Origin of the sequence: Pseudoalteromonas sp. TAE79, assembly GCF_000498015.1 — a bacterium.
GTDB lineage: Bacteria > Pseudomonadota > Gammaproteobacteria > Enterobacterales > Alteromonadaceae > Pseudoalteromonas.
The window spans coordinates 94,089-119,856 of sequence record NZ_AUTL01000266.1; the positions used below are offsets into that span (position 1 = coordinate 94,089).

General features: G+C 40.4%; 25 protein-coding genes. 3 read left to right on the forward strand and 22 right to left on the reverse strand.

The features are described 5' to 3' along the window. Positions 1-22 precede the first annotated feature (22 nt). From L655_RS0121220 to L655_RS0121315, 20 genes are all read right to left on the reverse strand, one after another. Positions 23-883, reverse strand: coding sequence for a MinD/ParA family protein (locus L655_RS0121220; protein ID WP_002959312.1), 861 nt, complete (start codon positions 881-883; stop codon positions 23-25). Then, the gene (gene flhF / locus L655_RS0121225; RefSeq protein ID WP_010553900.1) at positions 876-2,357 is read right to left on the reverse strand and encodes a flagellar biosynthesis protein FlhF; all 1,482 of its coding nucleotides are present in this window, start codon (positions 2,355-2,357) and stop codon (positions 876-878) included. The genes L655_RS0121220 and flhF overlap by 8 nt, the downstream gene beginning before the upstream one ends. 21 nt (positions 2,358-2,378) lie before the next feature. Continuing rightward, the gene (flhA, locus tag L655_RS0121230) at positions 2,379-4,490 is read right to left on the reverse strand and encodes a flagellar biosynthesis protein FlhA (RefSeq protein WP_024606208.1); all 2,112 of its coding nucleotides are present in this window, start codon (positions 4,488-4,490) and stop codon (positions 2,379-2,381) included. A gap of 72 nt (positions 4,491-4,562) precedes the next feature. Continuing rightward, positions 4,563-5,693, reverse strand: a complete 1,131-nt coding sequence (flhB, locus tag L655_RS0121235; RefSeq protein WP_007585806.1) for a flagellar biosynthesis protein FlhB — start codon at positions 5,691-5,693, stop codon at positions 4,563-4,565. A gap of 9 nt (positions 5,694-5,702) precedes the next feature. Then, positions 5,703-6,482: a flagellar biosynthetic protein FliR gene (gene fliR / locus L655_RS0121240; protein ID WP_024606209.1), complete on the reverse strand. Its 780-nt coding sequence runs from the start codon at positions 6,480-6,482 to the stop codon at positions 5,703-5,705. 2 nt (positions 6,483-6,484) lie between these two features. Beyond that, positions 6,485-6,754, reverse strand: coding sequence for a flagellar biosynthesis protein FliQ (gene fliQ, locus L655_RS0121245; protein WP_002959325.1), 270 nt, complete (start codon positions 6,752-6,754; stop codon positions 6,485-6,487). A gap of 40 nt (positions 6,755-6,794) precedes the next feature. Continuing rightward, positions 6,795-7,535, reverse strand: coding sequence for a flagellar type III secretion system pore protein FliP (gene fliP / locus L655_RS0121250; protein WP_024606210.1), 741 nt, complete (start codon positions 7,533-7,535; stop codon positions 6,795-6,797). A 4-nt stretch (positions 7,536-7,539) separates the two neighbouring features. Further along, positions 7,540-7,923, reverse strand: coding sequence for a flagellar biosynthetic protein FliO (gene fliO / locus L655_RS0121255; RefSeq protein ID WP_007377952.1), 384 nt, complete (start codon positions 7,921-7,923; stop codon positions 7,540-7,542). Continuing rightward, a complete protein-coding gene (fliN, locus tag L655_RS0121260) occupies positions 7,920-8,318 on the reverse strand; it encodes a flagellar motor switch protein FliN (protein ID WP_024599211.1) in 399 nt (132 codons plus the stop codon). Before fliN ends, fliO begins: the two co-directional genes overlap by 4 nt. A gap of 20 nt (positions 8,319-8,338) precedes the next feature. Beyond that, positions 8,339-9,430, reverse strand: coding sequence for a flagellar motor switch protein FliM (gene fliM / locus L655_RS0121265; protein ID WP_024606211.1), 1,092 nt, complete (start codon positions 9,428-9,430; stop codon positions 8,339-8,341). A gap of 9 nt (positions 9,431-9,439) precedes the next feature. Next, entirely contained in the window at positions 9,440-9,967 is a 528-nt protein-coding gene (fliL, locus tag L655_RS0121270) for a flagellar basal body-associated protein FliL (RefSeq protein WP_024606212.1), read from the reverse strand. 57 nt (positions 9,968-10,024) lie between these two features. Further along, entirely contained in the window at positions 10,025-12,103 is a 2,079-nt protein-coding gene (locus tag L655_RS0121275; protein ID WP_050582233.1) for a flagellar hook-length control protein FliK, read from the reverse strand. 89 nt (positions 12,104-12,192) lie between these two features. Continuing rightward, positions 12,193-12,639, reverse strand: coding sequence for a flagellar export protein FliJ (gene fliJ, locus L655_RS0121280; RefSeq protein ID WP_010553907.1), 447 nt, complete (start codon positions 12,637-12,639; stop codon positions 12,193-12,195). Further along, the gene (gene fliI / locus L655_RS0121285; protein ID WP_024606214.1) at positions 12,639-13,976 is read right to left on the reverse strand and encodes a flagellar protein export ATPase FliI; all 1,338 of its coding nucleotides are present in this window, start codon (positions 13,974-13,976) and stop codon (positions 12,639-12,641) included. Before fliI ends, fliJ begins: the two co-directional genes overlap by 1 nt. A gap of 18 nt (positions 13,977-13,994) precedes the next feature. Further along, positions 13,995-14,801, reverse strand: a complete 807-nt coding sequence (fliH, locus tag L655_RS0121290) for a flagellar assembly protein FliH (protein ID WP_024606215.1) — start codon at positions 14,799-14,801, stop codon at positions 13,995-13,997. A 3-nt stretch (positions 14,802-14,804) separates the two neighbouring features. After that, the gene (gene fliG / locus L655_RS0121295) at positions 14,805-15,845 is read right to left on the reverse strand and encodes a flagellar motor switch protein FliG (protein ID WP_007581881.1); all 1,041 of its coding nucleotides are present in this window, start codon (positions 15,843-15,845) and stop codon (positions 14,805-14,807) included. Beyond that, complete coding sequence (gene fliF, locus L655_RS0121300) at positions 15,838-17,553, reverse strand: flagellar basal-body MS-ring/collar protein FliF (RefSeq protein WP_024606216.1); 1,716 nt, start codon at positions 17,551-17,553, stop codon at positions 15,838-15,840. The genes fliG and fliF overlap by 8 nt, the downstream gene beginning before the upstream one ends. A gap of 20 nt (positions 17,554-17,573) precedes the next feature. Next, on the reverse strand, positions 17,574-17,906 hold the full coding sequence (gene fliE / locus L655_RS0121305; RefSeq protein ID WP_008168784.1) for a flagellar hook-basal body complex protein FliE: 333 nt from the start codon (positions 17,904-17,906) through the stop codon (positions 17,574-17,576). A 156-nt stretch (positions 17,907-18,062) separates the two neighbouring features. Then, positions 18,063-19,529 (reverse strand): sigma-54 dependent transcriptional regulator, encoded by a 1,467-nt coding sequence (locus L655_RS0121310; RefSeq protein ID WP_024606217.1) that lies wholly within the window; start codon positions 19,527-19,529, stop codon positions 18,063-18,065. Next, positions 19,526-20,638, reverse strand: a complete 1,113-nt coding sequence (locus tag L655_RS0121315) for an ATP-binding protein (protein WP_007581877.1) — start codon at positions 20,636-20,638, stop codon at positions 19,526-19,528. The genes L655_RS0121310 and L655_RS0121315 overlap by 4 nt, the downstream gene beginning before the upstream one ends. Positions 20,639-20,770: 132 nt before the next feature. Between L655_RS0121315 and L655_RS0121320 the strand changes: the two genes are divergently transcribed. After that, positions 20,771-21,367, forward strand: a complete 597-nt coding sequence (locus L655_RS0121320) for a DNA-3-methyladenine glycosylase I (protein ID WP_024606218.1) — start codon at positions 20,771-20,773, stop codon at positions 21,365-21,367. A gap of 302 nt (positions 21,368-21,669) precedes the next feature. On the opposite strand, the gene L655_RS0121330 is transcribed toward L655_RS0121320, so the two are convergent. Next, positions 21,670-23,106 carry a sigma-54-dependent Fis family transcriptional regulator gene (locus L655_RS0121330; protein WP_024606219.1) on the reverse strand — a complete coding sequence of 479 codons (1,437 nt, stop codon included), beginning with the start codon at positions 23,104-23,106 and terminating at the stop codon, positions 21,670-21,672. A gap of 409 nt (positions 23,107-23,515) precedes the next feature. On the opposite strand from L655_RS0121330, the gene fliS reads away from it, so the two are divergent. Next, entirely contained in the window at positions 23,516-23,917 is a 402-nt protein-coding gene (fliS, locus tag L655_RS0121335) for a flagellar export chaperone FliS (RefSeq protein ID WP_024606220.1), read from the forward strand. A gap of 8 nt (positions 23,918-23,925) precedes the next feature. Then, positions 23,926-24,240, forward strand: coding sequence for a hypothetical protein (locus tag L655_RS0121340; RefSeq protein ID WP_024606221.1), 315 nt, complete (start codon positions 23,926-23,928; stop codon positions 24,238-24,240). Positions 24,241-24,334: 94 nt separating this feature from the next. Here the strand turns inward: L655_RS0121340 and fliD are convergent, their stop codons facing one another. Then, the gene (gene fliD, locus L655_RS0121345) at positions 24,335-25,768 is read right to left on the reverse strand and encodes a flagellar filament capping protein FliD (protein WP_024606222.1); all 1,434 of its coding nucleotides are present in this window, start codon (positions 25,766-25,768) and stop codon (positions 24,335-24,337) included.

The window sequence follows — 25,768 nt, forward strand, 5'->3', positions numbered from 1 at the left end:
CTATTCACCAGTGTTGTCATAATTAACCGTTTACTAGTTTCTCAATGAAAAACTCTAAATGCCCAGATGGTTGGTTGGGTATTGGCCATTTAACTGCTTTTGTTGCCAGCGTTTTAAACGCAAGAGCGGCTGGCGAATTTGGAAAGAGCTCTACTATTACTTTTTGACGACGCGTTGCTTTGCGCATATTTTCGTCATAAGGAACCGTTGCTACTAGCTCCATTGACACATCTAAAAAGCGATCGGTAACTTTAGATAGTTTTGCAAACAATTCAGTACCTTCACGCATACTGCGGACCATATTTGCAACAATTTTGAACTTATAAACACCATGCTCGCGGCTTAATACTTTAATAAGTGCGTAAGCATCGGTTATTGATGTTGGTTCATCGCACACTACAACCATTACATCTTGTGCTGCTCGTGAGAAGCTTAGCACCATGTCTGAAATACCAGCGGCTGTATCTACAATTAAAATATCAAATTCGGTATTCAATTCGCTAAACGCACGAATTAGTCCAGCATGCTCCGATGGTGATAACTCAACCATACTTTGCGAACCCGATGTAGCGGGTACAATTTTAATACCAGCAGGACCTTCAACTAAAATTTCGTCAAGCTCACATTCACCAGACAAAACGTGTGACAAATTACGCTCTACACGTAAACCAAGCATCACATCACAATTTGCCAAACCTAAGTCAGCATCCAGTACTAGTACTCTATTACCTTGCTGCCCTAGTGCTATAGCAGTATTTAGAGAAACATTTGTTTTCCCCACCCCACCTTTACCACCGGTTACAGCGATAACTTTAACGCCGTTGTTATTGTTTTGACTCATTTTGCGCAGGCCGCTTGCTTGATCTAATACTGTGTTAATCATACATCCCTACTGTACTTGGCGCCACTGCTTGATGCCTTGAATGTTGTGCTTTTGTTCTTTTTAAATATAATTGCTCAGCCTTTTTCACTAGTTTTTCAGCATTTGCAACACGAATATCTTCTGGTACTCGTTGTCCATTAGTAAGATACCCTATTGGAAGGCGATTTTGAATCGCAATACTAATAATCTCACCCAAACTTAATGATTCATCCAACTTGGTAAAAATACAACCACTTAACTGTACTTTTTTAAAGTGGCGTACAGTTTCTTGTAGTACATTAATTTGCGCTGTGGCACTGAGTACTAAGTAGCTGCGAATATCCACACGCTGGTTGCGCATTAACGTATTTAACTGCTCAGTTAAGCGTAAATCTCGCTGGCTCATACCTGCCGTATCAATTAACACTAGACGTTTATTTCGTAAATGATATAAAACTTCAGCTAACTCATTAGCATCTTTAACTTGTTTTACACCACAACCAATAATACGACCGTAAGTTGCAAGCTGCTCATAAGCACCAATTCTGTACGTATCAGTGGTTATTAAGGCAACTTTATCGGCGCCATACTTTTGTGCACCTAGAGCTGCAAGCTTAGCAACTGTCGTGGTTTTGCCCACACCTGTTGGACCCACTAACGCATATACACCACCTTGGCGAAGTATTTCGTTATTGGTTGTTTGCATTTGATCTTCAACCATTGTTAGCAATGCTTTCCAGCCTTGCTGACGAGACACGTCGTCAGGTACGAAACATGCCATTTGTTGCGCGACTTCTTTATCAATACCCATACCGACTAAACGGTCAACCATGCACGCACGCGTTGGATCGCGACGCGCCATATCTTGTTGCATTAAACCTGATACTTGATGTTCAAGTAACTGACGAATCGCGTTCATTTCTTCACGCATTGTTGTCATTTCTTCGCTTTCATTATTTTTATTTTGTGGGCGAGCAGTTACCGGGCTATCTAAATCATCAAAATCGCGGTCTAAATCATCAAAACCTAAACTATCGGCTTGAGTTTGTGGGCGAACTGGCGCTGCACTTTCAGGAATAAACATATTTTTAGTACGCGGCTGCGCAGCCGGCTCTTGATAGTTATCGGTAGTATCAATACCCGATTGTGAAAACATAGAAGCAAGTTCAGGGGAGCGAGGACGCGGTGATTGTCGCTCTAGTAATGCTTGTAAGCTGTCAGCAACCTTTGCTTGTGGCTCAGGCTTAGCACGCTGTGGCTCTGGTCTTACAAAGTTATGCATGCTTTGCTGTGGCGCTTGAGCACGAGGTTCAGCATTACGTTGTGGTTGCGCTGCTACTTTAGGGGCTGCTTTGTCATAATCAACTGCCGCTACAATTTCTACACCGTTAGCCAGCTTCTTATTTGACATAATAACCGCATCAACACCTAATTCATCTTTAACTTCTTTAAGTGCTGTGCGCATATCTTTAGCAAAAAAACGTTTAATTTTCATGATTCAACCCCTGTTAAAATCTTATTGTTGCCCTACAGAGCTAACAATCTTTATCTGTCTTTCATCTGGTACCTCTTGATAAGACATCACTCTCAATCCTGGAATGGTGTACTTAACAAAACGAGATAACACAGTGCGTAACATTCCTGACGTTAGCAATATAGAAGGTTCACCGGCCATTTCTTGATTTTGATGCGCTTGTGTTAATGACACTTGAAGTCGCTCTGCAAGTCCTGGCTCAATACCGGCACCTTCATCACCTGCATTTTGTAATGACTGATGCAACATCTGTTCCAACTCAGGCGCCAAGGTTATGACAGGAATTTCTGATGACATTCCCACCGCATCTTGAACAATTAATCTACGCAGGGAAATACGCACTGCAGCCGTTAATACATCAGGGTCTTGGCTACGCGGACCATATTCAACAAGGGTTTGAACAATTGAGCGCATATCGCGAATAGCTACACCTTCATTCAATAAATTTTGCAGTACTTTTACAATTGCAGTTAATGGCAACACATCAGGTACTAGTCCTTCTACTAAGCGAGGATGGCTTTTAGCAAGCATATCAAGCAGGTTTTGAACTTCTTCATGCCCTAGTAGCAACGCCGCACTGTTAGTTAATAACTGGCTAATATGAGTGGCAACTACCGTGGCTGAATCTACAACGGTATAACCTAGTGATTGCGCTTCATCTTTTTGATCAGGCTTGATCCATACTGCATCAAGGCCAAACGCAGGATCTTTAGTTTCAACCCCTTTAATAGGACCAAATACTTGCCCTGGGTTAATCGCTAGCTCGTCGCCATGTTTAAGTTCGCTTTCACCGGTTGAAACACCCATTAGCGTTATTCTGTAAGCATTTGGATCAAGCTCTAAATTATCGCGAATATGAACAGGTGGTACTAAAAAACCAAGTTCTTGAGAAAGCTTTTTACGTACACCTTTAATACGATTAAGTAGCTCACCACCTTGAGATTGATCTACCAACGGAATTAATCTGTAACCTACTTCTAGGCCAATTACGTCAACCTGCTGAACATCATCCCAACCAAGTTCTTTTTGCTCTTGTTTATTGGCAATACCTGTTGCAGCGCTTCCGCCACTGGCGGCTTCTTCGGCTTCTGCTGCAGCGGCTTTTAACTTAGTTTGCTGTGTGTAGTAAGCTAAATAACCCAGTAACGCACCTAAACTTAAAAAAGCAATATGCGGCATACCAGGTACTAAGCCCATGATGATCAAAATACCTGAAGCAATAAAGAGTGATTTTTCGTTACCTAGTTGTTTCTTAAATTGGTCACCCATATTGAGCGACTCATTTTGACGTGTTACAACAATCGCGGTACCAATTGAAAGCAGTAAAGAAGGGAGTTGAGCAACTAAGCCATCACCAATGGTAAGTAATGTATATACTTCCATTGCGTTGCCAAAACTCAAATTATGTTGAATCATACCGACAAATAAACCACCAACAATATTGATGATTAATATAACAATACCTGCAATGGCATCGCCTTTTACAAATTTACTCGCACCATCCATTGAGCCGTAAAAATCAGCTTCGCGAGTTACTTCCTCGCGGCGGTCACGCGCTTGCTCAGCACTGATAAAACCAGCGTTTAAATCGGCGTCAATTGCCATTTGTTTACCCGGCATTGCATCAAGGGTGAAACGTGCAGATACCTCAGAAATACGCCCAGCACCTTTAGTAATTACCACAAAGTTAATAATGATCAGAATTAAAAATACGACCAAACCAACTGCGTAGTTACCACCAATAACAACTGAGCCAAACGCTTCAATTACTTTACCGGCAGAATCACCACCATTATGACCTTCAAGTAATACAACTCGAGTGCTGGCAACGTTAAGCGCTAAGCGCATAATCGTAGCGATTAGTAATACAGAGGGAAATATACCAAACTCAACCGGCTTCATCGTGTAAACAGTCACGAGTAAAACCACTAATGCGAGGGCAATATTAAACGAGAAAAGGATATCGAGTAAAAATGGCGGTAACGGTAAGATCACCATTCCCAAGGCTGCAAGCACAAGCAAAGGAGTACCTACCCCTTTGGCATAGTCTTTTTTGTCTCTGTTAAGTTGTTGTAATACCGCTTTAAAACTCATAATTCTACAATTTCAAAAAATTGACACTACGTAGAATTTGCAATAACTATTCCAAGTTACTAAGTTAACGGTTTAATACTTGTAGGCATCGGGGATTGGGAGCTTGTTATTGAGCTTAGTTGGACGTTTACCGCGCCCTTTATTAAAGCGCTTAAGCTGAAATACATACGCTAAAACTTGCGCTACTGCAGTAAATAGCTGATCGGGTATTTGCTCTCCTACTTCAGCCGTATGATAAAGCGCTCGGGTCAACATGGGGGATTCTAAAATAGGTACTTCATTCCCTATTGCTACTTTTCTAATTTGCATCGCCATTTCATCGATACCCTTAGCAAGCACTATTGGCGCTCCTGCGCGCTCTGTATCGTATTTTAATGCTACTGAGTAGTGAGTTGGGTTGGTAACAATAACATCAGCGTCAGGGACATCTTGCATCATACGGTTTTGCGACATTTGCCTTTGAGTTTGCCTAATACGCGCTTTTATTTGTGGGTCACCTTCAGAGTTTTTATACTCATCTTTAATCTCTTGCATTGTCATTTTAAGTTGTTTGTTATGGTTATAACTTTGAAATGGTGCATCAATAGCCGCAATAATAATTAAAGTGCACGAAAGACCTAAAAACATCCAGCCTAAAATCTCTAAGGCATGGATAATATTACCTGGCGCACTTTCTAAACTTAAATGCAGTATTTCATCAAAATAGGTATTAATTAAAAATATAGCAAAACTTGCAACCAAGCCAAATTTTAAAAGTGACTTTACAAGCTCAATAGCCGCTTGCGGGCCAAACATCCGCTTAAAGCCTTTCATTGGCGACATTTTACTTGCTTTAGGTGCAGCAGCTTCCCAGCTAAAGTTAAAACCACCGAGTAACGTATTACCAATAAATGCAGCCAAAACGATAATTAACACAAACATAGCCATAGGAAACATCAACGCGTCTGCAACCTCTCCCCACACGGCAAACATTTTAGTGGTATCAAAGGCTTCGTTGCGGTTTAAGCTAAGGGTTCGGCCCATTACATTGTATAAACCTTTACCAATTTCAGGACCATACATCAAAAGCGATATAGCCGAAAAAATAAGTACAAACATGGTACCTAACTCTTTTGAGCGTGCTATTTGGCCTTTCTTTTTAGATTCTTCAAGCTTTTTGGATGTCGGTTCTTCTGTTTTTTCTTGTCCTGAGTCTTCAGACATGACTTTCTCCTAAGGTGAGCAACCAACTAAAGTACACATTAGCTCAACCATTTTTAACCATTGAAACTCAAACTGAGTAACAAAGTTACCTAGTGTCGCCCAAATAATAATAAGTCCCGCTACTAAGGTAAACGGAAAACCAATAGAGAAAATATTTAATTGCGGCGCTGCACGCGTCATAATCCCAAACGACATATTAATAACGAGCATTGCGGTAAGCGGTGCAAGTGAGAGTACCAGTGCTGTAGTAAACATCCAGCCGCCCCAAGTCACTATGTCCCAGTAATGATCTACAGACCACCATGTGCCATCAATGGGTAGCACTTGAAAGCTATGCACCACCATTTGAATCATCATTAAATGACCGTTAAAAGCAAAAAATAGCAAGGTGGCCAAAATAAGGAAAAACTGGCCAACCGCTGGGACGCTTGCGCCATTAGAGGGGTCAATAACCGAAGCAAAACCTAAACCGGTTTGCATCGCAAGTATTTGCCCTGCTAACACAAAAGTATTTAATAAGAGTATAGATGCAAAACCAATAGCAACACCAATCAGCATTTGTTGAATAACGACTAAAATCATCTCAAACGAAAATAAATTAGTGAATGTAGCGGGCGGCAGAACAGGAACGACAAGAAAAGTTACAACAACTGATAACCCCATTTTTATGCGCGTAGGGACATTTTTAGCACCTAAACCAGCCATAATCATAATCATTGAGCTAATGCGTACCAGGGGCAGCAAAAAATCGCTCAACCATTGAATAACAACTGAAAAGGGGTATTCCACGTTTAACCTGCAATTTCAGGAATAAGTAATACTAGGCGAGTAAAAAAATCCATCAGTTCTTGAGTAAGCCAGTGCCCACCTACAATTAGCGCACTAATGGTAATTAATAAACGAGGTAAAAAGCTCAACGTTTGTTCATTGATTGATGTTGCCGCCTGAAATACAGCAACCACTAAACCAATAATTAGGCCTGGGACTACAATTGCAGACACCAATTTAATAACTAAAAACAGCGCGTCACTTAGAATATCAACAAAAATTTCCGGTTCCATGTTGTACTCCTATCGTTGGGTCATGTTAATGCTTTGCATACTAAGTCCCTAAACCAAAGCTTTTAGCTAGAGTCCCCATCACTAAGCTCCAACCATCAACAAGTACAAACAGCATAATTTTAAACGGTAAGGACACTATCATGGGGGAAAGCATCATCATACCCATCGCCATTAATACCGAAGCGACCACTAAATCAACAATTAAAAATGGGATAAAAAACATAAACCCAATTATAAATGCCGTTTGCAGTTCGCTGGTTACAAAGGCCGGTATTAACACTATTAATGGCGTATCTTGTGGCGAATTTAGCTGATCGTAACCGGCAATTTTAGCAAACGTTTCTAAGTCTTTGAGACGCACTTGAGAAAGCATAAATGCTTTCATTGGCTCTTTAGCAAGCTCTAAAGCCTCTACTGATGTAACCTGCTCATTTAAGTAAGGCTCTATAGCTCGCTCGTTTACCTGCTGATAAATAGGCGCCATTATAAAAATACTTAAAAAAAGTGACATGCCTAATAACACTTGGTTTGACGGTGTTTGCTGTAAACCAATTGCTTGGCGCAAAATAGCGAGTACAACAATAATTCGTGTAAATGAGGTCATCATAATTATGGCAGCCGGTATAAAACTCAGCGCCGTCATAATTGCTAAAACTTGTAACGTTACTGAGTAATCTTGTGTGCCATCAGCGTTTGTTGTAATAGTAAGCGCATCAATTCCCTCTGCGCTTACACTTGGTACAAACACCATGGCAAAAATAATAAGCAGCCACTTTGTCATAGGTTTAATTCTTTTTATTTTGGTTTGATTGTGGGTTTAAAAGTTTACCAAATCGTTTAGCGAGTTCAGGCAGTTCTTTTTCACTTAATGGGGTTTCTAACTTGTGTAAATAATTAATACTATGAGGAGTTACACCAAGCAAATGCTGAGCATTATCTATCTCAACAACCATTAAACGCTCACGAGAACCCAAAGGCAGGCTTCTGACTACTTTAAATTCATCGCTGTTTGCTAAATTTGGATTAAGCTTTTTAACAAAAAATGCCAGCACAATAATTAGTACTAGCACCATTACAAGCGACAGCACCATAGAGAGTATATCTCCAGTTGGTGTTGCCACATCTGCTTTTGAAAAAACGGAACTAGTTAAAGCAACTAATAAGCTCATCGTAGTTTTTTGATCCGCTCTACTTGGCTGATCACGTCAGTTAAGCGAATACCAAACTTGTCGTTTACTACAACTACTTCGCCATGAGCTATCAAAGTACCATTAACTAGTACGTCTAGCGGCTCGCCCGCAACACGGTCAAGCTCAACAACAGAGCCTTGGTTGAGTTGCAGTAAGTTACGAATATTAATTTTAGAGCGCCCTACTTCCATTGAAATAGTAACGGGGATATCTAAAATAGTGTCGAGTTTTCGTTTTTCATCGCCACTCATTTCGTGTTTTGAATCACTTAACTCATCAAGCTCTGCAACATGTGCTTCGCTACTATCATCTGGACCTTCGGCTTCTGCTAATGCTGCTGCCCATTCGTCCATTGTATCTTGATCATCGCTCATACTTTTAACCTTTTAATCAATTACCAGTCTAAGTCTACACCGTCAGAGAGGTGTAAATCATCTTCTAGTTCTGCTAATTCTGCATCTGAGTCAATTTTCTTGCCGCCTTTGGTAAATACATGCAGCTCAGATTTAACTGAATCAGGTCGTTTAATTTTTTCACTAATTTGAAGCGCAACATTATCGCGAGAGCGGCCCATCTTGGCTCTAAATGTAGGTAGTTCTTCAACAAACACGGTTATATGCTCAGGCATTTCAACCGGAATAATATCACCTGCTTTTAATTCCATAATTTGCTTTAAGGTCAAATCAACTTCAAGTAACTGAGTCGACATATCAACCTCAACATCCATTATTTCATCGCGAAGTGCTTTGCTCCAACGTAAATCAGTATCTTCAGTATCAGACTGAACACCCGCATCTAAAAGCTCTCGGATTGGCTCAAGCATCGAATACGGAAGTGCAATATGAAAATCGCCACCACCGCCATCAAGCTCAATATGAAAAGAGCTAATAACCACAACCTCTGTTGGACTTACAATATTCGCCATAGCGGGGTTTACTTCTGAATCGAGATATTCAAACGATACATCCATAACCGGAGCCCATGCTTCTTTATAATCTTCAAAGATTATTTTAAGGAGCATTTGCACAATACGACGTTCTGTAGGCGTAAATTCTCGACCTTCAATTTTTGCATGATAACGCCCGTCACCACCAAAAAAGTTATCTACCAAAATAAACACAAGTCGTGCTTCCATGGTAATAAGGCCGGTACCTTTAAGCGGTCTAAAACGCACCATATTTAAGCTGGTTGGAACAAATAGAGTATGGATATACTCACCAAATTTAATCATTTGCACGCCGTTAATAGACACCTCTGCGGTGCGGCGCATCATGTTAAATAGGCTAATTCGCATATGACGAGCAAAGCGTTCATTAACAATTTCCAGTGTCGGCATACGACCACGCACGATCCGATCTTGCGAAGAAAAATCGTACTGAAGCGTACTTCCTCCGCCATCTTCACCGTCGTGTATATCTTCCTCTTCAACGTCATCAACGCCATGTAATAGCGCATCAATTTCGTCTTGGGATAATAAATCGCTCACGCTAACCCCTTATTGCATCACAAAGCCGGTAAACAATACCCGCTCAATAACTTTGCTGCCTTCAACATCAATTAAAGCTTCCTGGACTTTTTCAAGTGCAGAAAAACGAAGTGTTTCTTTACCCGTACTCGTACTTAACTCATCGGCTGTTGTAGTAGAAAACACACTTAATAGAGTACCTTCTATTAATGGAATGTGTTTTTTAGCTGTTTCTTCATTTACTTCACCACGTACTAGTAACTGTACTTTAATTTGCACAATTCTGTCGCGACTTGAGCCAGGTACGTTAAATACAAATGGGCGTGGCATAGAAACATATAAAGCACTGCCTATTTCAGCTGAATCACCAAATCCAGTTGACAGATCTACAGAGATTCCCGCTTCTTCACCTAAGGTTTCGACTGACGCATCCGAGCCCAACATAAAAAAGTAACCTGCAGCACCACCTATTATAAGTAGTACAGCCACTATAATTATTATTAGTTTCTTTTTACTTTTACCGGTTTCTTCAATTTCTAAACTTGCTTCTTCAGCCATCATGATTCCTTTAATTGCAAAGGTACTTGCTTGTTTTAACTATTATAATAGCAGTACTTAGGCATAGTAATCTATTGATGATGAAGTTTGTTGTCGAGAACTTTGTGCAGTGTTATTTGCTTGCTCGTCGTTTTCATCATTAACTGACTTATTATTAGCCAAATTACCTTGAGTTCCAGCTTCACTGTGCTCAGCAGTTTCACCATCAGATTGCCCATAAGAAATAGTGCTTTCACCAAGCTCTAATCCCTGTTGCGCTAACATTTCACGTAAGCGCGGCATTGATTGTTCAAGTGCTTCTTTGGCTTGCTGGTTTTGTACTACAAAGTTTATATGTGCTTGTTCTGCATCGCTACGAATACGTATTTGCATACTGCCCATTTCGGGAGGATCGAGTCGAATTTCTGCTTCTTTATTATTAATGCTCAGCATTGAGCTGACGCGCTCTTGCAATAATTTAGCTGCATCACTTTTAACAATATTAATTGCCTGCATTACGCCAGGATCAATACTTACTTGCTTAACCTGTGACGTGCTTTGTAATTGTTGAGTTTGTATTTGGGTATCAAGTAAGCTCTGCTCGTAACTTAGTGAGTCGTATTGGCTTAATGTGCTCATTTGCTGAGTATTTAAAGCAGCTGTAATTTGCGTAAATACTTGTGCTACGCGTGCAGGTGTTTGTTCTGCAGTTATTTTTTTAAGGCCATCTTTTTGCATCAACTCAGATGACTTTGTGGCGTTTTCATCCTTTATAGAAGCTGTGGCAGCCTTACTTGGTTCAACATTTTCACTTGTCGATATTTTTGAGCTGACTTTTTGCGAGTCATTTACAGCGCTCTGAGTAACTGGCGCTACAAACATTTTTGAATCTGATTTTGCTGTATCGGCCAAACCTATTTCAATTGAAGCCTTTAACTCATTAACTGTTTGCTTAAGCACTGACAGCTGCTCGCCTTTTGGCTGTTCAGCTTTAATATAAGCGTTTAATTGTGTTAACAAGCTTTGTTTTTCAGTGATATTAAGCGTATCAATCTCAGAACTAAAAGACTGTTTAGCTACGCTACCCTGTGCTTCTTCATTATCAGTAATAAATTGCGCAAGCATTTGTTTAAGGTTGGCAGTGCGATTAGTAGTCGAGCTATTAGTCGAGTCGGTATTGTCTAATGTCTTAATTTGCGCATTAAGTTGCGAGCGCTGCTCAGGCGTTAAACTAGCAATGACGTTATTAGCTTTAATTAAGCTCGTATCCTTAGTCATTAAAGTATCTATTGCAGCACTTTTTTCACTTTCAGATGTTTGTGGAGTTGCTGGCGTAGGCACTGGTATTGGCAACACTATATTTTTTGAGCTTTTATCAACGGGTTTGCCTTGAGCTAATTGCTCCTTTAAATCCATTGAAACTAATTTAGCATCATTAACTATAGGGCCAATACTGTCATCAGGCTTTTTATTTATAGGATTTAATGGCTGTTCAATACCTTCGGCAACACCACTTTTATGATTTTTGCCTTCATTTAATGGTAACGAATTTAAAGGTAGTGAGCTTAAGTTATCGCTTTTTGAATCAGTTAATTTAGCCGCTTTAGAGTCTACACTAGTGGCAATCGGATTTTGCACTACACTCGCTTCTTCAGTCGATACTTCAGTCGATACTTCACTGCTTGTATTAGCAGATGCAATTCCTGGTGTGCTTTTTAATTCTGTATTTTCTATTTCTGTGTTTTCTATTTCGGTATTCTCTACCTGTGTAGCTTCTAGCTCTGCATTTTCTGATTCTAAACTGTTAGTTGCATCGGACGGCTTATTGACCGAAGTGCTCATTGCTTGTGCTGAATTAATTTGATCAAGCATCTCAACAGACACAAAAGTAACTTTGTCCGTTGTTTCGTCACCAGGCTTTGCGCTCAGATTTTCATTTTCTTCTGGCTGTTTATGCTTAGGAATAGCAATCGAGTTTTCGGCATCGGGATTTTTATTGCCTTTAAGCAAAGACTCCATAGAGTTATGCGCTTCGTTTAGCTGGCTTAAAAACTCCGCGCCTAAATCGCCTTCACTATTAGCTAAGCTATTGTCTTTAAAGGCTAACAAAGAGTCTTTTTCAGAAGAAACTAAAAACGAAATGCTATTCATCGCCATAAATCACCTAATACCATTACGGCAATATGCGACCGCATACCGCCAAAAGTTGAATTCCACTAAGTAATAAAGCAATTAGCGTGCCTGAATTACAAAGCTTTACGACGTTGGAAAAACTGATTAGCTGAAAATTCATCTAACATTTTTTGCTCATTTTTAGCCATTAACGCATTTGCTTTGAGTTTTTGATTTTCGATTAATTTGGCGACTGCTTTAGCTTTAATTTGCTGCTTAAGCCATAGCGTTTTACGTTGAGTAACAACTTGCTTAGCGGTATTTACCGTACTTGCTTGTTGGCGAATTGCTTCTTCAATTTTAGCTATAAAGGCATGATACTGCCCAAATCCGGCACTAGATAAACCCGATTTCCCCTTGAGGTGTAACTGCTGAGAGTACTCAAGTCTAAAATTATTTAAACCTTGTAGCTTTTGTTGATTCGATTGCAAGTTTTGATTGGCTTGTAAGTAACTCATGCGCAAACTTTCTTCTTTGTCATTTTCAATTTTGAGCAATAAATCGAGTTTATTTTTAGCCATTATGCTTGTCCTAGTAACTGAGCAAGACCTTGCAGGCCATCATCGTAACTAATGACATCTCGCATACCTTGTTGTAAAAATGCATTTACTCTTGGCATCATATTTATGGCTTGGTCGAGCATTTGATCGGTCCCTTTTTGATAGGCACCTAAAGTAATCATATCTTTGTTTTGTTGATACATTGAATATACTTGTTTAAGCACTCGGGCTTGTTGCATATGCGGCTCAGAAACAACTTGAGGCATAACACGCGAAATCGACTTTTCTATATCTATAGCGGGATAGTGCCCGCTGTCGGCTAAATCACGCGATAGTACAATGTGGCCATCTAATATAGCTCGCGCTGCATCTGCAATAGGGTCTTGCATATCATCGCCTTCACTAAGCACTGTAAAAAAGGCAGTAATTGAACCTTGCCCTTCTCCGCCATTACCGGCGCGTTCTACTAGCGCAGGTAATTTAGCAAACACCGAAGGCGGATAACCTTTGGTTGCCGGCGGTTCGCCTACAGCAAGTGCAATTTCACGTTGCGCCATTGCGTAACGCGTTACCGAATCGAGTAACAATAATACGTTTAAACCCTGATCTCTAAAATACTCTGCAATAGTTACGGCGCTCTCACAGCCTTTTAAACGCATAAGTGGTGATGAATCAGCGGGTGCTGCAACAACAACTGAGCGTTTGCGTCCTTCTACACCGAGTATTTCTTCAATAAATTCTTTTACTTCGCGGCCACGTTCCCCCACCAAGCCAACAACAATGACATCGGCTTCACTACCTCGGGTCATCATACCCAATAATACAGATTTACCCACACCGGAGCCTGCAAACAAGCCCATACGTTGGCCTTGCCCTACTGTAATTACCGAGTTAATAGCACGCACACCTACATCCATAGGCTTAGTGATTGGTCTTCTAGAAAGCGGGTTTATAGTATTTTGCGCAAACTTTAAATGATGCTCAGCATTAATTTTACCAAGGCCATCTAGCGGCCGGCCTAAACCATCCACCACGCGGCCTAATAAACTCATCCCTACAGGCAAACCTAAGTTATTAACTTGAGGAATAACACGCGCACCAGGTAATACACCAGAGATGTGGTCGTTAGGCATTAAGTACAAAGTTTGGTCGTTAAAACCGACTATTTCGGCGTCTACAAAGCCGTTCATGGTTTCTATTTTACATTGGCTACCAACGGGTGCACGTAAACCTCTAGCCTCAAGGGTAAGGCCAACAACACGCGTTAAAATACCNCCTGCCACAGCAGGCGCCGGGGTTTTAATATGTTGTTGATATTGAGATAAGCGTTCGCTTAAAGGTGCACGTTGAGTTGACATAACACGCCAATAAAATAGTTAGATACCACTATTATGCAAAAAACTATCCAACGTTTCTTTGACACGTGTTTTAAGGGTCATGTCGAGTGACGATTGCGCTGTTTTAACTTCACAGCCACCGCGCTCAAGAGTGGGCTCTGCCATTAATTGCCAGTTATTATCAATAATGGTTTGTTCGCCGTAGCTCTCTTTTATGAGTTCTAAGTCTTCGGGGTTTAAATGGATTCGTACTTTTTCTTGCTCCGCATTAAGTGAATCAATACTTTGCTTTAACGTATGTAAAATTACATCAGGCGATGTTTTTACTTCTTGATAAATAACAGCTTCCGCCAACATGCTAGCAAGTTGTACTAATTGCTTCTCGGCTTGTTCGTCCACTTTATCTAGCGGTGCAGTTAACCCCTCTAAAATGGTTTTTAAACTTGTTAACTGCTCTTCAATTAATGGTTTTACGTCATCAAGGCCTTGTGTTTTACCTTGTTCTAAGCCTTCTTTGTAGCCTGCTTCTTTACCTTCACCAACACCTTTTTCAAAGCCGTCTATGTAGCCTTGCTCATGACCTTGTTTAAGGCCTTCTTCGTACGCGTCTTGTCTAATGCGTTCAAGCTCAACCATGGTAAGCGCAGGGAGTTCTGGCTCTTGTGGCTCATCAATTGGCATTTCTTCAGCTAATTCTTTTTTGTACAGCTCACTAAGCGGTGTGCCGTAAGCTGTAGAGCGATTGCCAAAGCTGCTCTCATCTGGTGCTACATCCGGTATAGCCCAGTTTTTTAATAGTTCATCTGCTTCATCAGCGTGAAGAGTGCGCCCTTTGAGTTTGCTCATGGTTTACAGGAACTCCTCGCCACCGCCGCCGCCCAGCTGAATTTCACCTGAGTCAGATAAACGACGCGCTGTTGATAAAATCTCTTTTTGCGCCGCTTCTACTTCACTTATTCGAACAGGTGCCATAGCTTCTAAATCATCAGCAAGCATTTCGGCTGCACGCTTAGACATATTGCCCAGTATTTTGTCTTTAAGCGCATCGTCGGTGCCCTTAATTGCTTTCATTAATACGTCTTGTTGTACTTCTCGTAGGATTGCTTGAATACCACGGTCTTCAACATCCATTAAGTTTTCAAACACAAACATAAGATCTTGAATTTGCTGCGACATCTCTTCGTCATGTTCACGAATAGAGTCCATTAACTGCCCTTCTACATTAGTATCTAGGTAGTTCATAATATCTGCAGCAGCTTTTAAGCCACCCATTTTAGCGGCTTGTGCACCTGCTTGGCCGGCAAATTGTTTTTCCATGATTTCGTTTAGCTCTTGCAGTGCTGCTGGCTGAACTTCTTCAAGGTTTGCAATACGCATGGTTAAATCTAAGCGTACTTTTTCAGGGAACTGAGCAATAATTTCAGCAGACTGTTCTGGCTCTAAGTACGATAATACAATGGTTTGAATTTGCGGATGCTCATTACGAATAATGTTTGCTACCTGCTTAGAGTCCATCCATTTTAATGAATCCAAGCCTTTAGCGCCTGAGCCCATAACAATTTGGTCAATAAGGCTAGCGGCTTTGTCTTCACCAAGTGCTGCTGTAAGCGCTTTTTTAATAAAGTCTTCTGACTGAAAACCAATGGTACTAAAGCTTTGAATTTGTTCTATAAACAAGTTGTGTACAGCGCTAATCTTAGCTTGTGATAAGTCCTGTAACCCAGCCATCGCCATACCCACTTTTTGTACCTGTTTAGGTTCTAAGTGTTTAAGGATTTGCGCTGCATCTTCTTCTGATAAACTCAAAAGTAATATAGCGGCTTTATCTACCCCATCTAGCTTATCAACATCAAAGGCTGGCGGGAGTTGTTTTTGTTCTTGATCAGTCATCTTCTGTTAACCACGCTTTGACTACTTGTGATGATAGTTCTGGTTCGTTAGCTACAAGGGCACGAATTGCTTTAAGTAGATCTTCGTCGCCATGTAAATCCGGTAACTGCAGTGTACCATCACTTGAGAAACCAACCGAAGCAGAATCAAAGTCTTTATTTAGCATATCAAGAGTATTGTCGCCAATATCTACGCCTGAGCTTAGTGCATCTTCGTCGTATTCTTCTAGTGTATCGTCTGGGTAAATCAAGCGTTTAAGCATTGGTTTTACCACTGCCATTATTAATACAATGATAACTAAGGCGCCCAATACAAGGCGGGCTATTTTCATAAACCAGTCTTGTTCCCACAGTGGCACTTCTATAGCTAAATCTGTTGCTTCACGTACAAACGGCACTGTTACTACTTCAAGTGCATCACCACGTTGCATATCAAAGCCCACACCGCCTTGTAGTAAGCGACGAATATTTGACAATGCTTCAACCGAGCGTGGAGCCATGGTTGTTTCGCCGTTTTCTCCCACTTTAGGAATATAGTCAACAGCAACTGATACGCTTATTCTGCGTATAACACCACTTTGCTGGCGCTTGTGCGAAATGGTTGTATCGAGTTCATAATTACGTGTAGCTTCTTTGTGGCTGCGTGTTGGAGAAGTAGCAGTGCCTGCACCACCTTGCCCCGCAACCTCAGGAATATTTGAATTTAGCGGTGGCTGATTTGTAAGCGCACCTGGAATACCAACAGCTAGGCCGCCAATGTTATTTTCTTCAAATGTGGTTTCGCTTCTAACCGCTGGTAAGTCTGGGTTATAACGCTTTTGAGTTTCCTCAATCGAGCTAAAGTCCATACTCAAATCAACTTGAGCTGTATAGTTTGCAAGCCCAACAACCGGTATTAAAATACTGTCTATTTTTTCAAGGTACTCTTGTTCGCGCTTACGCTCTAAATCGTATTCTTTACGAGAGCGTGCTGCTAGTGAGCTTTGCGAACCTGAATTTAATAATCGACCATTTTGATCGGTAACTGTAACACGTGCAGGTTCTAAGCCTTGTACTGCTGAGGCAATCATATCAACAACAGAGTCTACTTCTTCACGGTCAAGTGAACGCCCACGTTTAAGTGTTAATACAACGGTAGCTGATGGTTTTTTCTCTCTGCGGGCAAATACGTTTTCTTTAGGAATGGCTAACAATACTTTGGCGCGAGTAATGTTGTTAAGCTCTTCAATTGTGCGTGCTAATTGCTGTTCACGACCATGTTTTAGGCGCTCACGCTCCAAGCGTTGGCTTACGCCAAAGCCCATATCTTGCATAATAATGTCAGAGCCTGATGCTGGACCTTGCTCTAACCCTTCACGGGTCATTAGTAGCTTAATGTTTTGGTATTCACTTTCATCAACCGATACAACATTGCCATCGAGTTGATATTCAATTTTTTGTGCATCTAAAAAGTCTAATGTTTGAATAAGCTCTTCAGTTTGCATTTTGCCTAACGGGCGCATATCTGGCTGACGAGCCCAAATAATAATGAAAATCGCGATAGCTAAACAAATCGCTAATGCTATTACCAGTGTTACTTGGCGCAATACATCAACACCACTTAAAGCACTTAAGTAGCCTGACTTTTGTTCTTGTTGATCATCACCACCACTTTGGTCGATACCGCCGCCAGCAAGTGCTAGGTCTGTAGATTGGTTAGATTGCGCCACAATAATTCTCCACTACCTAATTAAACAGGCATGTTCATGATTTCTTTATAAGCTTCAACAAGTTTATTACGAACCTGTACTGTAGCCTCAAAAGCAACTGACGATTTTTGAGAAGCAATCATCGCCTCAGCAAGCGATACACTTCGATCACCCATTTCAACCGCTTTTACTTTTTGACCTGCATCTTGCTGTAGACCGTGCACTGTATTTAGTGCATCACTAAGCATGTCGCCAAACTGGGAAGTAGAAGTAGGCTGAACTTGAGTCGGCAATTTATTTATCTGATTATTACGGCCGGCTTCTAAAGCCATTGATTGCATTTCTTGAAATACAGCACTGTTTTGAATTTTCATAATTTATCTCTGACACGCAGTGAACTCTTACAAGTAATAAAGCACAAAACATGCCAAATAATTAATTGTTAAAATACATGAAGTTAACTTTAAATTATGTGAGTCAGAGTTTTGACAACCCTAAGTTCGCAGCGCAAACTTAGGGTTTATAGGAGGTTATGCAGGAAGTGAAATACCTAAATCGCGCATTTGCGCTAGTTTATAACGTAAAGTTCGTGGGCTTATGCCCAACGTTTCAGCAACGTCTTTACGCTTACCTTGGCAACGTGCAAGGGTTTCTAAAATAATGCGATGCTCTTTGTCTTTAAGCTCATCTTTATAGCTACCGGTATCTGCCGCTAGCAAGCCCTGCTTAGGTTCAGCCTCAACAGGTGCTTTTTCATCGTAGTATGCCGAGCTTAGCGTACTTTTATCAACGCCTTTATCTGCGTGAGCTAATTCTGTTGGCGATAATGTTTGCGCCGGTGCCAATGATGGCTCCATAACAAAGTTATTAGATACTAAGTTTTCGATAAAAATAGCATGCTCGTTTATTGTATCGCCACTTCGCAGTATAAGCGCACGCTGTATAACGTTATCAAGCTCGCGCACATTTCCAGGCCACGCGTGAGCCAGTAACTTTTGCTCGGCAGCTTTATCTAAATACGCCATAGGCTCTTTGCTTTTACTGATATGGCGCTCAATTAAATGCTTAGCCAATACAATAATATCGCCAGGGCGTTGGCACAATGGTCGCCACATTAGTGGAAAAACATTAAGCCTGTAATATAGATCTTCTCTAAATTGGTTTTCAGACACGGCTTCTTTTAAATCACGATTACTGGTTGCCAAAATACGTACATCAAGCTGGATTGTTTTACGACCCCCTAAACGCTCTACTTCACGCTCTTGCAGTACGCGTAACAGCTTTGCTTGTAGCCCTAAGTCCATCTCTGTAATTTCATCAAGTAAAATAGTCCCGCCTTGTGCTTGCTCAAACTTACCCGGACATGCTTGAATCGCGCCTGTAAAAGCCCCTTTTTCGTAACCAAATAAAGTGGCTTCGAGCATATTTTCAGGAATAGCCGCGCAGTTAATCGCCACAAATGGCTCATTACAGCGGCTCGACTTATCATGAATATAACGAGCAAGTACTTCCTTACCTGAACCACTTGGGCCAAGTACCATTACACTTGCATCAGAGCGTGCTACTTTACTCGCAAGCTCCAATAATTGAATACTAGTTGGGTCAGCAACAATAGGTCCGTCGGTTTCTTTTGCTTTTTCAGGCAAATAACGGCTCACCATATTTAACAGCACTTCAGGTGCAAATGGTTTAGCCATGTAGTCAATTGCACCTAAGCGCATGGCTTCTACTGCATCGTCAATTGTGGCGTACGCCGTCATCATTAATACAGGTAAATCAGGGTGGTTTAATTTAATACTGCGTAGTAAATCAAGTCCACTCATTGCGCCCATTTGCACGTCGCTTACAACAAGCGAAAATTGATCTTTTTTAAGCAATATCATTGCTTGCTCAGCACTGTTCGCTGCAACACATTCAATACCCGACATTTCAAGGGTATCTATTAAGGCTTCACGAAGCCCAGCGTCATCTTCGACAACTAAAATAGTGTTACTCATAATGAACCCTCTAATTTAGATGTTGCCTTAATAGGCAGTAACAAGCTAAAGCAGGCACCACCCTGCGTATTATTAGTCACATCAACACGGCCTTGGTGTGCACTAGCCACCGAACTCACTACAGCAAGCCCTAAGCCTGTGCCCTGACTTTTTGTAGTAAAAAATGGTTCAAAGATTTTATCGCTTTGGCTTAAATCAACACCTGGGCCATTGTCGCTCACACTAATACGAACCATATCTAAATCTTTTAAATCTCTTTGTGCGCTAATTTTTACTTTTGCACCGCCGCCAATAACTTGAATACTATTGTGCACAAGATTTTGAATAGCACTGGCCAGTGCCGTTTTATTACCGACTATTTGTATATCTGGCTCTGGTAAGCTTACATCCAGTTCACTTTCATTAAGTGCGACCATCGCATCAGCGCCTGCTTTAACTTCTGTTAAAAGCTGCTGCATTGAAACTTGCTCAACAACTTGCTGATCGCCACTTTTAGCAAATAACAGCATGTCGTTTACTTGAGTTTCTAAATCTTTTAAGCGCGACATTAACTTTGTTTGAAAGTTATCGCGAGATGCTTCGGGTAAGCGCTTAGACCCTAAATTAGCAGCATAAAGCATAGCGGCTGAGAGCGGCGTACGGACTTGATGCGCTAATGATGCAACCATTTTACCCAGCGCGCTCAATCGCTGCATATGTGCAACACGTTTTTGTAAGCGGCGGGTTTCGGTTAAATCCGTCATTAAAATAAGTTGCCCAGGCTCTGGTGCTAAAGCAGTAATATCAAGCTTTATTAGGCGCCCGTCTTTTAAAGACACTTCGTGACCATCATCTTGATGTGGCCTAAAAGAGCGCTGAATAACATTAAACCAGCGTTCGCCTTCAAGTGGCTCGCCAAGCATATCAATCGCTATTTGATTCGCTTTTGCAATCAACCCTTTGCCATCAAGTACAACCACGCCTGCTGGCATTGTATCAACCAAATGCGAAAGCCAACTTGCTTGCTTGCGCAGATCGCTTAATTCACCAATGTACTCCTCTTGAAGTAAACATGGGTTATACTGATTTGCAGAAAAAAACTGTGGTTTTAGCACGCTAGCAAGGGCCATAATCAAATCTCGAATTGATGTAGATATATGTCTAAATGCACGATTTATACCAAAATTTATTTGCATACTTATCATTAAGTTACATCAACAATTTGAGCGACATAAAAATGACGCACGCAAAAAGGAATAATAATGAGTGAGCAAATAAAGTGCCGTTGCCCGTGGCTCGACACCACTAAACCCGACTACGTTATTTACCATGATGAAGAATGGGGCGTCCCTCTTTATGATGATACAAAGCTGTTTGAATTTATTACGCTTGAATCAGCGCAAGCCGGCTTAAGCTGGTACACAATTTTAAAAAAGCGTAGCGGTTACAAAAAAGCATTTGCTAATTTTGATGTAGATAAAGTGGCACAATTCACACAAGATGACGTTGAGAGACTAATGCTTGATGAAGGGATTGTGCGCAACCGATTAAAAATTGCGGCAACTGTTAACAACGCAAAGTGCTTTATAGAAATACAAAAAGAATTTGGAAGTTTTAGTAACTACCAATGGCAGTTTGTCGATAATAAACCGATTATAAGTAATTTAAATAACGCTGAGGACTACCCAGCAATTACAGAGGCATCAACTGCATTTGCTAAAGATTTAAAAAAACGGGGTTTTAAGTTTTTAGGCCCTACAACGGTATATGCGCATATGCAGGCCTGCGGTATGGTTAACGATCACAGTAATGATTGTTTTAGAAAAGAAGAAATTATTGAGGCTTTTAGTAGTAAGTGATTAAAAGCTATAAAAGTAATTTGTTCACAAAGAGGTTAAGAGACGCTGCGCTTTAGATAAGTAAAACGTAAGTTGACTATGGTTTCTCATTTAGCTTCGTTTTTCTCTTTGTGAAATAACGTTTTATTTAAATGATTAAAAGCTACGCTTTTCACGCGAGCAAGCTCAGCGTCTACCGCCAAGGTTTAAGTTTGGGTTATCTTGTAGACGCCAAGCTTGCTTGCGTGACGGGCAAAGCCCGTAAAGTGATTGATCACAAATGAATAATAAATAACGAAAAGTATTTCACCATTTTCGTACTTCTAATCTCGTGAAAGATTATACTTTTTCATTTTCTCAACGAGTGTTGTTCTGCGTACACCTAATATTTCGGCTGCGCGAGCTACAACATAATCATAGCGCTCTAATGCTTGGGTTATTAAGCTAATTTCAAGCTCTGCTAAATAATCTTTAAGTTCAATACCATCATCAGGCAATAGCCCACTACCCGTTTGGCTAAACTCAGTATCTGGCTCACTTTCGTAATCGCTAAAACCGGTGCTAAATATGTCGTTAAAAGCGTCTTTTTCCATTAACTCTTCAGGGTATTCTGGCTCGTACGCTTCAACTTCAATGTAACGATATTTATTAGGTAAATCGGGAATATCAACCACTTTTTCAGGAAACATAATAACCATACGCTCCACTAAGTTAGCAAGCTCACGAATATTACCAGGCCAAGCATGTTCTTTTAAGCTCTCAACTGCGCGCTCGGTAAACTTAGCGGTAGAACCAGTCTGGTCGTTAACACGGCGCATTAACTCTTTTAAAAGCAGCGGAATATCATCAGCACGTTCACTAAGCGATGGGTTTTCGATAGGAAATACATTTAAGCGGTAATATAAATCTTCCCTAAAACTACCCTCTTCAATCATTGTTTCTAAGTTACGATGCGTGGCTGCAATAACGCGTACATCAGCCTGAATAGCCTTTGTACCACCAACACGTTCGTAGCTGCGCTCTTGCAATACTCGCAGCAACTTAACTTGCATTTGCAGTGGCATATCGCCTATTTCATCTAAAAATAGCGTTCCACCTTGAGCGAGTTCAAAGCGCCCTTTACGAGCCGATATAGCACCAGTAAACGCGCCTTTTTCGTGGCCAAATAGTTCACTTTCGAGCAGCTCCGCTGGAATAGCACCACAGTTAACAGGCACAAACGGTCCATTAATACGCTTTGAAAGCAAGTGTACATTACGGGCAACCACTTCTTTACCTGTGCCTGATTCGCCTAAAATTAAAACATTGGCGTCGGTTTTTGCCACTTGTTCAATTAAAAAGCGAACATCTTTTACGGCCTCTGTTTCACCAACAAGTCCATCAAAAATTTTATGCGGTTTAGTATGCTTATGCTCATTAGGCAGCATACGCTGATACTGCTGGCAGTCGTGAAGTAACTGAGTTGTCACTTCGTGATTAAATGGCTCGCAAATAAGCCCCACCACATTAGCTATACTTAATAGTGGTTTTAGCGTTTCGCCAATTAATAAAAAGGGTAGAGTTGGATAGCGTTTAATTAAGCTTTCGTGGTCAAGTGATTGCAATGCTCCTAAAATGATCATGCATTCTTGCTGCTGATATTTCTTGCATTCTTGTTCAAAGCAGTCTTCGCTTAATAGTTGGACAGCTTCACCAATAAAGCCAAGTGAAGCATTTAATCCTATTGCGCGGTTGTTATTATTATCTAAAATCAAGATCATATTTAGCGAGCCGTACNGGCAGTTTTTTGACATTAACGCCAAAAAACAGACGGGCTAGTTAAGTCAATCATACTTAATAGTTAATAGTTAATCATTAAGTATGAGTTGTAGTTTTAACTTAGTTATTACTCAGCGATTACTTAACGATTACCTAAATACAACCTAGCCTTAAAAATTAATTTACTCAGCAATAAAAATGCTATTGTTAGTAAATAAACTCAATTATAAATTTAAGTTGAAGTTAAAAATGCCGATACATAAATAAGCGAAAATGCTTGGCATTAATATTGCTTTATTCTTATAAAAGTATAAAAGTATAAAAGCTATATTGATTTTTTATATAAGTTTTTATACAAGTTTTTATATCAACTTTCACATAATTTTATCGTTTTAAATTTTAGGATTTTCCATGGCTCACATCTCAGTAAAAAAATACGGTCAAGTTCGTGCTAGTAGCATTGCCGAAATGACTCCTTACGAACAAATAAACCTTATATTTAGTAATATTATTGGCCGCTTAGCAGCAACAAAAGGGTTTATTGAGCGCAAAGAAATAGCTAAAAAAGGTGAGAATATTTCAGCTTGCATTTTATTGCTTGGTGCTCTGCAAGATGCACTTAATTTAGAGGTAGAGCAAGACCCTAGTATTTCTAACAATTTATTGGCACTTTACGATTACTGCCAACGCCGTTTAACGCAAGCGAACATAAACAACGATATTGAAGCAATTATTGAAGTATCAAGTATTGTTAAAGAAATTAAAGAAGGCTGGGATAATATTCCGCTAGATCAACGCAGCCCTGCGGTTTAACTTTAATTATGGACGCGCCAACATTTTCAGAGCCACTAACGGACTACTCTGAGCTCATACAAACGTTGCTTAGTAACATTGAAGTGTTAGTAAATGATGATAATGCAGACGAAGCTCAGCCTTTTTTAGACACTTTAAATACTGAACTAAAGCAATGGTGCGAAAGCAGTGACGGTCCAAGTGCAGAGCAATTAGAATTAATTCAGCTTAGTATAAATACCATTTTAGTAAAAGCGAATAGTGCAAAAAACGAATCATCAAAAGCTATTATTAAACATAAAAAATCAGGAAAGGCGATTAAAGCCTATAAAGCGAGTAGCTAAAACCTACTCAAATAGCTGCATAAAAAAACCGTTGTAAATAACGGTTTTTTTGTGTTTTCTTAATTAGCTATTAATTTAATATTATATTTATCTACTAAGAGTTATCTCGTACTACGCCTGGCATATTCTCTAATTGAGCTTGAACATAACTACTGGTGTTATTAAGGCTCGCCACTAATAAATCCATCGCATTATATTGAGCATATAAGCGAGACGATAGCGACTCCATTTTACTGGCAAGGTCCAAGCGATCATCATCTAAATCATCTAGTTGATTTGTTTTACTATCTATTCGGTTTTGTATGATGCCGTCAGAATCTGTATAAAAGCTCATTAGCTCATCAAACGACTGTGCAAAGCCATCATCGTCATCGCCTACAAAAAACTGTTGCACTAGATTTACGTTAGCGTCTATTTGCTCATCCAGTGTTTCTGTATTTAGCGTTAAAACACCGTAGCGGTCTGTTTCTACACCTAACTGCGAAAGCGATAGCGAATTACCACCACCTAAATCAACGGGATTTGTTATTTCGCTACGAAGCTTTGACATAACACCACGAAGCAGTGAATCCCCCGCCATAACGCCTGCGCCAGCTTCGCCGGAGGCACCCAAGTTATTACTAAGCTCTAATAGTTCGTTGTAACTTGAAATAAAACTATTTAAGCCTGTTTTAATATTATTGTTGTTTTCGGTAACCGATATATCACTTAAGTCGTCGTCAGTGGCATGCAACTTTTTAGCGGTAATATCCACGCCATCAATCACATTAGTAAATTCATTGGTATTGCTTGATACAGTTAACGTGCCATCAATCGTTATTTGTGCATTTTGTGCAGCATTAACTTGCGTTAAATTAGTTGTGTGGTTAGCCGGGTCTGCATCTGATACATCATAAGCTAATCGAGATAACCCGCCTGTATCGGTATTATTACCGTCATCGTCTTGTACGGTAATTGTTATAGCGTTGTCTTCGCCGGTTTCTTTACTTGTAAGTACTAAATGCTGACCAGTATCACTAGTTATTATAGTGGCGACAACCGAATCATTACTATCGCTGCCAGTAAAAGGGCCATTGTTAATCTGGTCGCGTAAATCTTCTAACGTATTTGTAGCCGATAAAACAGTAGAGAAACTATTTGCACCAGAGCCAATTGTAATTACGCCAGCACCAATGGCTTCGTCTGCTGCAAATGCAGGGGAAGATAATTTGTGAGCTTGTGCTAATGCGTCTACTTTTATGTTGTAACTACCTGGCTGAGCGTCTTTATCCGAACTAATTGATATAAAATCATCATTACCTGATGCTGTTCGCTTTTGGTAGTTATCACTATCGCCCAATGCTTCCATTGAGGTTTGTACTTTTTCAAGCGCTGACTTGAGTGCGCCAACGGCAGAAATATCCGTTGTTAATTTGCCTTCAGTAGTATTTAAACGAGCTTCAGCAGGTGCTTGTTCAGCATTAACTAGTGCATCAACAATATCTACTACCGCTAACCCTGAGCCTAAACCATTAAACGTAATAGACAT

Excerpts from the sequence above, each read along its gene's own strand:
- L655_RS0121340 (WP_024606221.1), top strand. The coding sequence starts at position 23,926 with ATGGACGCGCCAACATTTTCAGAGCCACTAACGGACTACTCTGAGCTC.
- fliP (WP_024606210.1), bottom strand. The coding sequence starts at position 7,535 with ATGACAAAGTGGCTGCTTATTATTTTTGCCATGGTGTTTGTACCAAGT.
- fliH (WP_024606215.1), bottom strand. The coding sequence starts at position 14,801 with ATGAGCAAACTCAAAGGGCGCACTCTTCACGCTGATGAAGCAGATGAA.
- fliS (WP_024606220.1), top strand. The coding sequence starts at position 23,516 with ATGGCTCACATCTCAGTAAAAAAATACGGTCAAGTTCGTGCTAGTAGC.
- fliQ (WP_002959325.1), bottom strand. The coding sequence starts at position 6,754 with ATGGAACCGGAAATTTTTGTTGATATTCTAAGTGACGCGCTGTTTTTA.
- L655_RS0121220 (WP_002959312.1), bottom strand. The coding sequence starts at position 883 with ATGATTAACACAGTATTAGATCAAGCAAGCGGCCTGCGCAAAATGAGT.
- fliL (WP_024606212.1), bottom strand. The coding sequence starts at position 9,967 with ATGGCTGAAGAAGCAAGTTTAGAAATTGAAGAAACCGGTAAAAGTAAA.
- L655_RS0121310 (WP_024606217.1), bottom strand. The coding sequence starts at position 19,529 with ATGAGTAACACTATTTTAGTTGTCGAAGATGACGCTGGGCTTCGTGAA.
- L655_RS0121330 (WP_024606219.1), bottom strand. The coding sequence starts at position 23,106 with ATGATCTTGATTTTAGATAATAATAACAACCGCGCAATAGGATTAAAT.
- flhB (WP_007585806.1), bottom strand. The coding sequence starts at position 5,693 with ATGTCTGAAGACTCAGGACAAGAAAAAACAGAAGAACCGACATCCAAA.
- fliG (WP_007581881.1), bottom strand. The coding sequence starts at position 15,845 with ATGACTGATCAAGAACAAAAACAACTCCCGCCAGCCTTTGATGTTGAT.
- fliE (WP_008168784.1), bottom strand. The coding sequence starts at position 17,906 with ATGAAAATTCAAAACAGTGCTGTATTTCAAGAAATGCAATCAATGGCT.
- fliO (WP_007377952.1), bottom strand. The coding sequence starts at position 7,923 with ATGAGCTTATTAGTTGCTTTAACTAGTTCCGTTTTTTCAAAAGCAGAT.
- L655_RS0121275 (WP_050582233.1), bottom strand. The coding sequence starts at position 12,103 with ATGGCGATGAATAGCATTTCGTTTTTAGTTTCTTCTGAAAAAGACTCT.
- flhA (WP_024606208.1), bottom strand. The coding sequence starts at position 4,490 with ATGAGTTTTAAAGCGGTATTACAACAACTTAACAGAGACAAAAAAGAC.
- fliD (WP_024606222.1), bottom strand. The coding sequence starts at position 25,768 with ATGTCTATTACGTTTAATGGTTTAGGCTCAGGGTTAGCGGTAGTAGAT.
- L655_RS0121320 (WP_024606218.1), top strand. The coding sequence starts at position 20,771 with ATGAGTGAGCAAATAAAGTGCCGTTGCCCGTGGCTCGACACCACTAAA.
- flhF (WP_010553900.1), bottom strand. The coding sequence starts at position 2,357 with ATGAAAATTAAACGTTTTTTTGCTAAAGATATGCGCACAGCACTTAAA.
- fliJ (WP_010553907.1), bottom strand. The coding sequence starts at position 12,639 with ATGGCTAAAAATAAACTCGATTTATTGCTCAAAATTGAAAATGACAAA.
- L655_RS0121315 (WP_007581877.1), bottom strand. The coding sequence starts at position 20,638 with ATGGCCCTTGCTAGCGTGCTAAAACCACAGTTTTTTTCTGCAAATCAG.
- fliN (WP_024599211.1), bottom strand. The coding sequence starts at position 8,318 with ATGAGCGATGATCAAGATACAATGGACGAATGGGCAGCAGCATTAGCA.